Below are 12,299 nucleotides of genomic sequence, written 5' to 3' on the forward strand. Positions count from 1 at the left end.
GCACTAAATTTATCAAGATTTACGAAAAATTGTTACAATTTCAGCTTTAATTTTATTAATTTTTAAGGAATTTAATTTGAAAGAAAATTCATATAGCGTAGAAGAATTTGGCATTAAAGTTGAAAGATTTATTAGAAAATACAAATTTCTTTTTATATTTTTGATAATCGTAATTGTTGCTTATTTTGTTATAACATCTATTAATGATTCTATAAAACAAAAAACAAAAGAAGAAGCAAATGCTTTATATAATGAGCTATTAATTACTAAAAATAATGATAAATTAAATCAATTAAAATCTTTAAATCCTAATTTATATTTAGCAGTGCTTTTAGATGAAAAATATTTAGATGAATTATTACAATTTAATCCTAGTAATGAGGATAAATTATTGTTAGAAATTTATAAAGCTAGAGAATTTAAATCAGATTTTTTCTTAACAGATTTAAAAACAATACAAGAAGCTTATGCGTTGTTAAAAGATAATAAAATTAAAGAAGCTGAAGTAAAACTTAATTCAATAAGTGCAAATTCTGTATTTTTAAGAATTGCTAATAATTTAAAACATTATCAAGGTAACCAATGAAAAAATATTCTTTAATAGCTTTATCTTTAGTATTTTTAGCGGCTTGTTCAGGTTCAAAACAATACTATAAGCCAGAAAATACTCAAAAGCTTACAATAATTAAAACGAAAAATGAGAATATCTTGAAGAATTTTAAAGGCTATGAAATCATTAACAAACAAGATAATATCTTATATTTATCTAATGATTTAGGATTTTTAAAAATCTTAAAAGATAAAGAAGTAATTTTTGATAAGAAATTTGATGCAAAAATTGTAAGTATCGCAACAGAAGGCAATAAGGCTGTAATGGTTGATGCTTTGAATAATATAATAATATTTGATTTGTTAGAACAAAAATATTTGTTTAGTGAAAACTACGGACAAGCAAATGGAGTGGTGAAAAAATTAGCAAATCCTAGTTTTAATAACAATGTGATAATAATTCCTAGCTTAGATGGCAAATTAATCGTTATCAATAACAATACCAATACTTTTATAAGAAGTATAAATGTAGGAACTCAAGAATTTTTTAATAATGTTGTATTTTTAAAAGCTGATAGTGAAAAATTAATCGCAGCAAGTTCTAGTAAGGTATTTACAATAATTGATAATAAAACATATAGTAAACTAATCAATATTAAAAAGGCTTTAGAAAAAGATAATTATATTTATATTTTATCAAACGAAGGCGTAATTTATAAATTTGATTATTTATTAAATGAAATTACAAAAATTAAATTTAAATATGCAAACTATAGTGATGTTTACGTTTATAATAACTTTATTTATGCTTTAGAGCATAATGGATACTTGATAAAATTAGATGATAAATTAAATGAATTAGCTGTTTATAATTTAGATTCTAAAATAGATTCAGGTGCTTATTTTAAGGATAACATTTTATTTTATAACAACAAAAGCTATGAATTGAAATGACTTTAATTGATATTGGAAACACAACAGCTTGTGTTTATAAAGAAGAACATGCAAAAAGGATAGAGTTAAAAGACTTTATCCCAAACTCTTTTAAAGAAAAAGTATTTTATATAAGTGTAAATTCTAATTTTTCTACATTACCTAATAACTATATTAATCTTGAACCTTATTTTAGTCTTAATACTTCTTATGTTGGTTTGGGTGTTGATAGAATTGCTTCTTGTTATTGCATTGATTCTGGCATTATTGTAGATGCTGGTAGTGCAATTACAATTGATAAAATGAGTGGTGGTAAACATTTAGGCGGATTTATTTTGCCAGGTATTCAATCATATCTTAATGCTTATAAGAATATTTCTTGTAGATTAGATTATGAATTAAATACATCTATTGATTTAAATTCGTTACCAAATTCCACAAAAGACGCTATTAGCTACGGGATAATTTCAAGTGTTGTAAATAGCATTAATGATTTTGCCAATGATGAGATAATTTATCTAACTGGTGGAGATGCAAGCTTTTTAAGTCAGTTTTTTAAAAATGCAATAAATGAGAAAAATTTAGTATTCCAAGGAATGCAAAAATTAATTAAAGACTTGAATTTATAAATAAATAAAATTATCATTAAAAAAATTACAAAAAGGATGGAGTATGGCACAACATTTTGATGTTATAGTAGTTGGTGGTGGAATTAGTGGAGCGGCTTTGTTTTATGAGCTTAGCAAATATACAAATGTAAAAAAAGTGGCATTAATAGAAAAATATCACGCATTAAGCACTCTCAATTCTAAAGGCACTAGCAATTCTCAAACAATTCATAGCGGAGATATAGAGACAAATTATACTTATGAAAAAGCTTCAAAAGTAAAACCTAACGCTGATATGATTGTAAATTATGCAAAATTAGTAAAAGCAGAAGAGAAGTTTATGTTTTCTCATCAAAAAATGGCTTTAGCTGTTGGTGAAGAAGAATGTGCTTTTATGCAAAAAAGATATGAAGAATTTAAAGATATTTATCCTTATATTAGAAAGTTTGACAAAGCAGAAATAAAAAGAATAGAGCCAAAAGTAGTAGAAGCTTTAGGTGGTGGTGATAGACCTGAAGAAATATTTGCAATGGGTGCATTAGCAGGGGATTGTTATACAACGGTTGATTTTGGCAAAATGAGCGAGAGTTTAGCTGAAGAAGCAATGAAAGCTAATCAAGAAAATCAAATGTTTTTTAATGAAGAAATTGTAAATATTTATAAAAAAGGCGATGTTTTTTATTTAATTAGTGCTAACAAGACTGAATTTAGTGCGAATTTCGTAGTGGTAAATGCAGGTGCTCATTCATTATTTTTAGCACATAAGATGGGTTATGGTCTTGATTATGCCTGTTTGCCTGTTGCAGGTAGTTTTTATCTAACTAAAAAGCATTTATTAAATGGTAAAGTTTATATGGTTCAAAATCCAAAATTACCTTTTGCAGCATTACACGGCGACCCTGATATTTTATGTGATATGAATACTCGTTTTGGTCCGACTGCTTTAGTATTACCTAAGCTTGAGCGTTATCACGGGCTTAAGAGTTTGCCTGAATTTTTTACAACTTTACGCCTTGATGGAACTACTATTAAAATCTTACTTGATTTAATGAAAGATAGCACTATTAGAAATTATATTTTAAGAAATTTCTTATTTGAAGTGCCATACCTTAATAAAAATCTTTTTGTAAAAGACGCTAGAAAAATCGTCCCAAGTCTTACAACTGATGATATAACTTACGCAAAAGGTTTTGGTGGAGTTCGCCCACAAGTGCTAAACAAAACTGAAAAGAAATTAATGCTAGGCGAAGCTAGTATAGTGCCACAAAATCAAGGAATAATCTTTAATATGACCCCAAGTCCAGGTGCGACTAGTTGTATGGGAAATGCTTTAAGAGATTTAAGAATGGTGGTTGATTATTTAAAACTTGAATTTAACGAAGAACTATTCAATAAAGAACTAAGGGGATAAAATGAAAAAAACAAAAATAATAGCAACTTTAGGGCCTGCAAGCGATAGCGAAGAATGTATAAGAGAAATGATAAAAGCAGGTGTTAATGTATTTCGTTTAAATTTTTCTCATGGCTCTCACGAATATCATAAAGCGAATTTAGATAAGGTAAGAAAAATAGCTGAAGAATTAGGCGAAAATATCGGAGTATTACAAGATATTTCAGGGCCAAAGATTAGGGTATTAGAATTACCTGAGCCATTTTTATTAAAAAAAGGCGATAGATTAGATATTTATAGACATACAATAAAGGCTAATCAAAAAGCGCAAAATCACTATGAAGTAAGCACAAATTATAATGAAATTCTAGGTGCAGTAAGAGTTAGCGAAGCTATATATTTATGCGATGGTTCTATAAAAGTAATCGTTGAAGATATAAATCAAGATTATTTAAAATGCCAAGTTCAAAACGATGGAAAATTAGCGTCAAATAAAGGTATAAATTTCCCTAATACAAAAATCAACATAGAAGTAATCACTAAAAAAGATAAAGATGATTTATTGTGGGGTGTTAAAAATGATGTTGATTATATGGCAATATCTTTTGTTCAAAACGCTTATGATATCAAAAATGCTAAGCAAATATTAGCTGAAAACGGAAATAAAACCGCTGTTTTTGCAAAGATTGAAAAATTTGACGCTGTTGAGAATATAGATGAAATTCTTAATGTAAGCGATGGGATAATGGTTGCTCGTGGGGATTTAGGAATAGAAGTTCCTTTTTATAAGGTTCCAAGCATACAAAAATCAATAATCAAAAAAGCTAACGAAATAGGTAAGCCAGTAATCACTGCAACTCAAATGCTATTTTCTTTAGCAAATAACAAAAGTGCAACTAGAGCAGAGATAAGCGATGTTGCAAATGCTGTGTTAGATGGAACTGATGCTGTTATGCTTAGCGAAGAAAGTGCAGTTGGAATTGACCCTGTAAATGCTGTTAGCATTATGGCTGCAACGATTAGCGAAGTAGAGAAAATCTATCCATATTGCAATTTTAATCACGATAAAAGAGATATGACTGATACTATCGCAGCATCAGCTGTGCAACTTGCAAAAGATATTAATGCAGACGCATTGATTTGTCTTACAAGTAGTGGTGCGAGTGTTAAAAAAATGGCAAGATATAGACCTGATACAAAGATAATAACAATGAGCCATTGTGATAAAACACTAAAAAGCCTTAGTATTTGTTGGGGTCTTAGTGAAGCTTATGTGGTTGATAAGGCAGGTAGTTTGCACGAACTTTTACAAAATTGTGTAAGAGTAGGGGTAAAAAAAGGCATTATGGATAAGAGTAAAAATTATGTTATTACAGCAGGTTATCCTGTAGGAGAAACAGGTAGCACGAATTTAATCAGAGTTCTTGGAAAAGAACAAATAGAGTATTATTTAAACTTGTAGAAAAAAAGGAATTTAAAATAGGCTTTTGCTTATTTTAAATTCTAAAAAATGAATGATATTTAAACTTATATTAAATAATAATTATTATAATACTTATCAATAATTATGAAAGGAAGTTTAAATGAAGAGAATATTCTTAAGCTCAACTTTAGCTTGTGTTTTAGCAAGTTCTTTAAATGCTAGTTATGTAATAAAACCAAATGAAATGATTGATATTTATGATGATAGTATTAATAAAACTAGCATTCAAGCAAATCTTATTAAGTCTTTAAATCCAGATGATAGTTTTAAATGGCATTATGCAAGATACTTTGAAGGAAAATCAAAAACTGATTTATATTTTAGAGATATTAGTGTAAGAGATGATAAATTACTAGCAGCAGGGAGCTATCATTCATCAATAGTGTTATTTGATTTAAAAAATGATAATATTGTTTATAATGATTTTTATGCGATAAAGGATGCTGATCATTCTGAATTAGGTAAGAAATATCCAGAAGCTACCGACGATGCAAAAAAACAAGAAAAAGTTAAAGAAGATAGCAAAACAGATAATAATAACGATGATGATGAGTGGAGTGGGGCAAGTGAGCTTTTCGTAGAGCAAGTAGAATTTATAGATGATAAAACTGCTTTTGTAAATACTATGCCAAAATATTTAGGAAGAGATAATAAAAATGCTAGACCATATTTGCACCATTCAGGACTACATAAAATAAAATTAGATAATAGCGGTGATTTAAAGGAATTAGCTTTTTTAAAGGGTGAATATTTTTTGTTTAGAAAATACAAAGATGGTGTAATTGCTTTAGATGATAAAGAAACTTTTAGTATTTTTGATAAGAATTTAAAATTGATAAAAAGCTTTAAGATTAAAGATGTAGTAAAGGCTGATGTTAGGCTTGATAGATTATTTGTGCTTTTAAAAGGCGAAAATAAAGGCATTTATGAATACGATATTAAAAAATCTAAACTAAATAAAATCGCAGATTTTAACGCACAATATTTTGGTCGTCCTATAAAAGCTACTACAAGCCCTTTTTTAGTAAGTCCTGATGCAAAAAATATTTATTATGCAACACCACATAATTATAATTCTAAGCTATGTAAAGTAAGTGTATTAAATCATACAACAGAATGTTCAAATACAGGTTTTGCTTTATATTCTGGCTCTTATGCTATTAGTCCAGATGGTAAAACTTTGGCTTATACTTTTGGAGATAGATTAGGGCAAACTAGCATTTTTAATATTGAAAATAAGCCGTATTTAGCAGGAAGTATTAAGGGTGGGAATGTAAGTTATGCCGCTACATTTAAAGACAATAATACATTAATTGTTTCTAATAATCGTAGAAATATTGATATTTATGATTTATCAAAAGGCAAAAGCATTAGTATAGATGATAAATTTGAGAATTTAAAAGCAAATATTTTTAGTTTTATTGCACCAAATATGGAAAACATTAAAATTAAGATGAAAAATAGTGGTGGAAAAGAAAAAATAAAATCAGATATTATTTTTCCACAACATATTGATGGGATAAATATTGTTTATCTTTTACCTGATGAGTTTGCAGATTTTGTTGATGAAAAAGGTAAAATTTTTGCTTTACCAAAAAATGATTTAAGTGGGGAATTTAGCGTTATATTAAAGCTATGTGAAAACGGCAAAATAATTCGTGAAGAAGCTTTAACAACTCCATTTAATATAAAAGTTAGTAAGTGAAAGAATTTGTTTTTTCTTGCTTTAGCACAAAATGTGTTGTTAAATTAGAAGCTAGCGAATATGAAGCTTCTAATTTAGCTATTAAATGTTTTGAGCTTTGTAAAAATCTACATTTAAAATATAATTATTTTGATAATTCTTCGCTGGTATCTAAAATTAATAATAAAAGCAAAAATCGTATAAAATTAGACCAGCAAACTATGATGATTTTGCAAAAACTCTCAAGTCTTAGTGAAATTACTAATTATGCTTTTGATATTACACTAATCAATAAAAAATTAAAAAACAATGCAAAATATGGTAAAAATTCATATTTTTTATCTAAAAAATTTATAGAATTTGAAGATATAAATACAAAAATTGACTTAGGTGGTGTGATTAAAGAATTTGCAGTTGATGAATGTGCTAAAATTTGTGAAAAATACAAATATGTGATTAATTTTGGAGGGGATTTAAAGACTAATAAAGAAATATTTGTAAATATTAAAAATCCTAAAAATCCACAAGAAGCTATTAAAAAATGGCAAATCTTAAATCAATCGCTAACAACTTCAGCACAATATGAAAGAGCAAATCACATAATAAATACAAAAGATTTTAAATATTCTCAAGTTAGTGTAATAGGAGAAAACACGCTTAGTTGCGGGGTATTTTCCACTGCTTTGTGCTTTGAAGAAATTATTTTGCCTAAAGAGTATTTAGCAATTTGCATTGATTTTAATAACGAAATAAAATACCAATCTAATCGTGACAGGTAATTTAATATATTTTAAGTGAAGTTAAAATAAAGATAGTTTTATTATATTGCTTTAGAACAATCTTGATTAAAAATATTGTTATAAATGCTTGCTTTTTAGATATTTAAATAAAAATAGCAATAATTTTTGTATTACTTTCATAAAATAGATAAAATTACAAATACTGCTTCTTATCTTACTCATTGCAACATAATTTTTATCAAAATCATAATTTAAAAATTTTTAAAAACTTAAATATATTTTTATGAATAGTAGCGTGAGTTGAAAATATTGCTTGTTATATTCTAACTATTTGCTTTATATGTTTGTTTTGTTAAAATATTTAGAAGTTTCACTAAGTTTTATACCTATATTTAATATAGTTTTGTTGTGATTTTTTATATTTTGCTATCAATTTTAAATTCTATTTTTTGCAAATAATTATATTGTGAATTTAATATTTAAAATATTTGTTTGATTTTAGATACGAGCTAAAAATAAAATTAAGGGAAATAAAAAAGTGGCTCCGGATGTAGGATTCGAACCTACGACCAAGCGGTTAACAGCCGCCTACTCTACCGCTGAGCTAATCCGGAATAAGTAGTAATCGTTAAGTAAAAGCGTAATAATAGCCAAGAAAATTTTGTTTGTCAAGAGTTTTTTGAAAAAAATATAAAAAAATGTGAAATTTAATAAAAAATGCTTTTAGTCAAAATGATTTATTGACCTAAAAGCACTTATAAATTATAAGTTTTTAAATAGTTTATAAGCAGGATTTATAAGCAATGCAGCACAAAATGCTTTTGCAATATCAGTTACTATGAAAGGATATAACCCTATACTAAGTATTTTATCCTTAGGAACATAAAAGCTTAAAATAAATAAGCCACAAATATAAAGCACTGCAGTAGCTACTAGAGCATATAAACTTAACGCAAAGACATTGTTTATATCATGGTCTTTAGCTTTTCCCATAATATAACCCATAGCAATCAAACCAAAAATATACCCACCACTAGGGCTTAAAATTGCGTGCAAACCACCACCGCTAGCAAATACAGGAAAGCCACACAAACCTTCTAAAAACCATAAAATCAAACTAAATAAAGCTAGTCTTGAGCCTAAAGCATAAGATATAGTTAAAACCACCATAGTTTGCATAGTAAAGGGTATGATGTCTATGCTTATTTTTAAATTAGCAGCAAATGCTATTAAAATACTTGCTAGTAATACTTTAGCTGTATTGCTTGCGGTATTTTTCTTTAAGCAAAAACTTTTTAAAGCTGCTAACATAATCCCTCCTTTGTAAAATTAAAAAATGATTATATACTAAAAATAATATTTATAAAGGAAGAATTATGAAAAAACATTTAATAGCCACTAGAGTAGGGGCGTTTTATTTAGAAGATGATAAAATAACGCCTTTTATTTACGATGAAGCCCCGACTGATTTGATTAATCATTACACAAGCAGAATAAATCATAGCTCAAGAATTAAAAATCCTTGCGTTAGGCGTGGATTTTTAGATGGTTCTAAGGATAGATTAGATGATGAGTTTATAGAGATTTCTTGGGATAAGGCCTTTGAATTAATTGCAAATAATCTTAAAAAATATTATGAAGAATACGGCTCTAGCAGTATTTATGCTGAAAGTTACGAATGGGGTGGGGTAGGTAAAATCGGCTGGGGTAGAATGCTAATTCATAGACTTATCAATGCTCTTGGTGGCGGGGTCTTTGAGTTAGGAGATTATTCAACCGGCTCTGCAATAGCTAGTATGCCTTATGTTTTTGGCTCATCTTGTGTTTATGAAAGAGCAACTGATTATAAAGAAATAATCAAACACGCTAAAGTAGTCGTGTTTTGGGGAGCTAATCCTATTATTACAAGTAAAATTGCTCACGATATTCCTATGCACGAACACGAAAAATATCTAAAACAAATGGCTGAAAATAAAGATATTGAAGTAATTTTTATAGATATTAGAGCTAATGAGAGTGCAAAAATGATGAATGCAACAACTCTAACTCCTAATTCAAATTCTGATATGGCGATGGCTATTGGAATGTGCAATTATCTTTATACTAACAAGCTTTATGATAAAGAATTTATAGAGAGTAAAACCACAGGATTTGATACATTTAAAGACTATTTTCTAGGTATAAACGACGGGGTAAATAAGGACTTAGATTGGGCTAGTAAGATTTGTGGTATTAGCAAAAATGATTTAGAAAATCTAGCCTTAAAGCTTAAAAATAATTCTAGTAATATTTTATTAGGTAGGTCAATTCAAAGACAATTAAACGGAGAATTTAACTACCTAGCAATAATTTGCTTAGCTGCTATGTGCGGACATATAGGCAAAGATGGTTTAGGGATTGAGTTTAATTTAAGCAGTGGTTGCAAGGGTGAGAGTGCAAAAAATACAGAAAAATTAAGCGATATAAATGCACTTTTAGGCGAAATAAAAGGCAAAAATCATTATATCCCAAGCTCAAGGCTTAGCGAGTGCTTATTAAAGCCTAATACAAAAAGCACTTATAAAGATGAAGAAATCATCTATCCTGATATAAAATTAATGATAAATGCTTGTGGCTCATACCTTACCCATCAGCCAAATAGCAATGAGAGTTTAAAGGCTTTAAATAATCTTGAGTGCATTATCACACTTGAGCCTTTTTGGACGGCTCAAGCTAAGATGAGTGATATTGTTTTGCCTATTGCTATTGAAGGGGAGCGTTATGATATAGAGCAAAGCACGAATAAAGAAATAATTTTTGCACTAAAACCTATAAAAGAGCCTTTTTATAACGCAAAAAGTGATTTTGAAATATGCAAAGAAATAGCAAAAAGATTTAATAAATCTTATGAATTTTGCCGTGATTTAGATGAATTAGACTTAGTAAAATTAGCTTATTTGGATATTAAAGAAAGATATTTTAAAAAAGGAATAATTTTAAGTGAGTTTGATGAGTTTTTAGAAAAATCTTATGAAAAAGTGCAGGGCTTAAGCGAGTTAGAGCCTTTTACAAGATTTAAAAACATAAAAAATATTAATTTAAGTATAAAAAACAATATCGCAAAATACGAGCAAAAAGATGAGCTTTTAAGCAAATATCCTTTATTTTTAACTTCTGCACATAGTCCTTATAGACTTCATTCACAACTACATAATAGCGATATAAGAGATAGTGAAAATGATTTAGAGCCTGTTTATTTGCATAAAGATTTAGCTATTAAAAAGGGCATTAAGCAAGGAGATATTGTAAGAGTTTTTAATGATAGGGGCGAGATTTTAGTGGGGGCTAGAATAATTTGTGATATTAATCCTAATAATATTTTGATTTTTCAAGGTGCTTGGTGGCAAATTGATGGTAAAAGGTGCCTAAATGGAAATGTAAATGTGCTAACAAGCTCAAGCCCAAGTTCAGCGGTATCAAATAGCAACACAGCTCACACTTGTAAAGTAGATATAGAAAAATTTAATGGCACTAAAAACTGGGAGAAAGACTGCTTTAAAGCTCCGAAAATTATTAAGAATTTATAATTTAAATTCTTATTTTAATTATCCTAAAAACTAGGATAATTAAAATTCTTTTTTGTTTAAATCATCTAAAATATTGCTAGCTAGACTATCTACGCTATTTGCAGCTTTATTTGTATCATTTGCAATATTATCATTTTCTTTACTTAGCTCATCAATTTCGTTTATGGTTGTATTGATTAGATTAATTGCTTGAGTTTGCTCATCTATACTCATACCAATATCGTGAATTTGTTGGACTAATAATTTTACATTAGCTTCTACTTGATTTAATGATGAGCTAGTGTTATTAGCTAATTTGCCAACTTCACTTGCAACCACGCTAAATCCACGCCCATGCTCACCTGCACGCGCTGCTTCAATAGCAGCATTTAAAGCTAATAAATTTGTATCTTCTGCAATGCCTCTAATAACATCAATAACGCTTTTTATGCTATCGCTTTGTTGAATGATTTCTTGGCTTTTTTGAGCTACTGCAGTCATTGAGCTTGACATTTGATTGATTGCTACTGCACTTTCTTCAAGGTTGTTTTTAGCCTTTTTGCTACCATTTAATAAAAGCTTCATATTTTCTTTTAAATTATTAGAATTTGATTTTAAAGTATTGCTTATATTTTCTTGAGAATAAAGCATATTTTTAATTTCTTGTTGCAAGGTATTTAGGCTATTTTCTATTTCTCCTATTGGGTTTTTTATATTATTTTTGAAATTCATATTTGAGTATTCTTTTAATAGCTCATCAATTTGGTTAATATCTTTTCCTATTTTTAGTTTTAGAGTTTGCAACATTTCTTTTAGAATTTCTTTTAATTCTTTTATTTTTGGATTGTAAGGTTCGCTGGTTATTTCATTGTTTAAACTACCTTGTTTAATAGAATTTGTAATATTTGTAATTTCATTTATACAGGTTTGGTCTTTTTCATAATTTTGCTTTAGTTCTAATACGGTTGCATTTATTTGCATAGCCATTTTGCCAAATTCGTCTTTGTTGTTTGTGATTATTTTATCTACATCATTACTTTTATATCTTAAAAAATCAAAAAAACTATTAAGACCAGTATTGATTAAAGTAAGGTTTTTAATGATATTTTTAGATATTACATAAGCTAAAAACATATTTAAAATCTGTGCTAATAAGGCTATTATTATTTGAATAATTATTTCTTGTTGAGCTTCAGACTTATTTATATTTGCTTTATTTAGAATTTGATTTGTTATTTCGTTTTCTAATTTTTTATAATCTTCTATCACATTAGTAGCTACTTGGAAAAATTCATTTGCATTTATATTAAAATTACCATTTATATTATTATTCATAGTAGTTGATATAAATTCTTGAAGTTTTTTAT

Annotated in this window: 10 protein-coding genes and 1 tRNA gene; 8 read left to right on the top strand and 3 right to left on the bottom strand. The window is 27.8% G+C overall.

Translation table 11 applies throughout. The annotated features are described in order from the left end of the window. The first annotated feature begins 76 nt into the window (after positions 1-76). The 7 genes from KJQ99_RS06650 (at position 77) to KJQ99_RS06680 (ending at position 7,426) form a co-directional block, all read left to right on the top strand. Positions 77-586, top strand: coding sequence for a hypothetical protein (locus tag KJQ99_RS06650; protein ID WP_214116215.1), 510 nt, complete (start codon positions 77-79; stop codon positions 584-586). Further along, complete coding sequence (locus KJQ99_RS06655) at positions 583-1,503, top strand: putative periplasmic lipoprotein (RefSeq protein ID WP_214150334.1); 921 nt, start codon at positions 583-585, stop codon at positions 1,501-1,503. The genes KJQ99_RS06650 and KJQ99_RS06655 overlap by 4 nt, the downstream gene beginning before the upstream one ends. After that, positions 1,500-2,111 carry a type III pantothenate kinase gene (locus tag KJQ99_RS06660; protein WP_214116219.1) on the top strand — a complete coding sequence of 204 codons (612 nt, stop codon included), beginning with the start codon at positions 1,500-1,502 and terminating at the stop codon, positions 2,109-2,111. Before KJQ99_RS06655 ends, KJQ99_RS06660 begins: the two co-directional genes overlap by 4 nt. Before the next feature lie 43 nt (positions 2,112-2,154). After that, the gene (locus KJQ99_RS06665) at positions 2,155-3,501 is read left to right on the top strand and encodes an FAD-dependent oxidoreductase (protein WP_214150335.1); all 1,347 of its coding nucleotides are present in this window, start codon (positions 2,155-2,157) and stop codon (positions 3,499-3,501) included. Between the two features lies 1 nt (position 3,502). Further along, on the top strand, positions 3,503-4,942 hold the full coding sequence (gene pyk / locus KJQ99_RS06670) for a pyruvate kinase (RefSeq protein WP_214116229.1): 1,440 nt from the start codon (positions 3,503-3,505) through the stop codon (positions 4,940-4,942). A gap of 121 nt (positions 4,943-5,063) precedes the next feature. Next, positions 5,064-6,668, top strand: coding sequence for a TolB-like translocation protein (locus KJQ99_RS06675; RefSeq protein ID WP_214150336.1), 1,605 nt, complete (start codon positions 5,064-5,066; stop codon positions 6,666-6,668). After that, positions 6,665-7,426 (top strand): FAD:protein FMN transferase, encoded by a 762-nt coding sequence (locus KJQ99_RS06680; protein WP_214150337.1) that lies wholly within the window; start codon positions 6,665-6,667, stop codon positions 7,424-7,426. The genes KJQ99_RS06675 and KJQ99_RS06680 overlap by 4 nt, the downstream gene beginning before the upstream one ends. A gap of 500 nt (positions 7,427-7,926) precedes the next feature. Here KJQ99_RS06680 and KJQ99_RS06685 read toward each other — a convergent pair. Both KJQ99_RS06685 and KJQ99_RS06690 read right to left on the bottom strand, forming a co-directional pair. Next, positions 7,927-8,001: transfer RNA gene (locus tag KJQ99_RS06685), tRNA-Asn, on the bottom strand. A gap of 148 nt (positions 8,002-8,149) precedes the next feature. After that, on the bottom strand, positions 8,150-8,698 hold the full coding sequence (locus KJQ99_RS06690) for a biotin transporter BioY (protein ID WP_214116243.1): 549 nt from the start codon (positions 8,696-8,698) through the stop codon (positions 8,150-8,152). Positions 8,699-8,763: 65 nt separating this feature from the next. Here KJQ99_RS06690 and KJQ99_RS06695 point away from each other — a divergent pair, with 65 nt between their 5' ends. Beyond that, on the top strand, positions 8,764-10,953 hold the full coding sequence (locus KJQ99_RS06695) for a molybdopterin-dependent oxidoreductase (protein ID WP_214150338.1): 2,190 nt from the start codon (positions 8,764-8,766) through the stop codon (positions 10,951-10,953). Between the two features lie 39 nt (positions 10,954-10,992). On the opposite strand, the gene KJQ99_RS06700 is transcribed toward KJQ99_RS06695, so the two are convergent. Then, complete coding sequence (locus tag KJQ99_RS06700; protein ID WP_502756516.1) at positions 10,993-12,267, bottom strand: methyl-accepting chemotaxis protein; 1,275 nt, start codon at positions 12,265-12,267, stop codon at positions 10,993-10,995. Between the last annotated feature and the right edge of the window lie 32 nt (positions 12,268-12,299).

The sequence above is a fragment of the Campylobacter sp. 2018MI13 genome, from assembly GCF_018501135.1.
Classification (GTDB): domain Bacteria; phylum Campylobacterota; class Campylobacteria; order Campylobacterales; family Campylobacteraceae; genus Campylobacter_E.

Excerpts from the sequence above, each read along its gene's own strand:
- KJQ99_RS06675 (WP_214150336.1), top strand. The coding sequence starts at position 5,064 with ATGAAGAGAATATTCTTAAGCTCAACTTTAGCTTGTGTTTTAGCAAGT.
- KJQ99_RS06665 (WP_214150335.1), top strand. The coding sequence starts at position 2,155 with ATGGCACAACATTTTGATGTTATAGTAGTTGGTGGTGGAATTAGTGGA.
- pyk (WP_214116229.1), top strand. The coding sequence starts at position 3,503 with ATGAAAAAAACAAAAATAATAGCAACTTTAGGGCCTGCAAGCGATAGC.
- KJQ99_RS06700 (WP_502756516.1), bottom strand. The coding sequence starts at position 12,267 with ATGAATAATAATATAAATGGTAATTTTAATATAAATGCAAATGAATTT.
- KJQ99_RS06660 (WP_214116219.1), top strand. The coding sequence starts at position 1,500 with ATGACTTTAATTGATATTGGAAACACAACAGCTTGTGTTTATAAAGAA.
- KJQ99_RS06695 (WP_214150338.1), top strand. The coding sequence starts at position 8,764 with ATGAAAAAACATTTAATAGCCACTAGAGTAGGGGCGTTTTATTTAGAA.
- KJQ99_RS06690 (WP_214116243.1), bottom strand. The coding sequence starts at position 8,698 with ATGTTAGCAGCTTTAAAAAGTTTTTGCTTAAAGAAAAATACCGCAAGC.
- KJQ99_RS06655 (WP_214150334.1), top strand. The coding sequence starts at position 583 with ATGAAAAAATATTCTTTAATAGCTTTATCTTTAGTATTTTTAGCGGCT.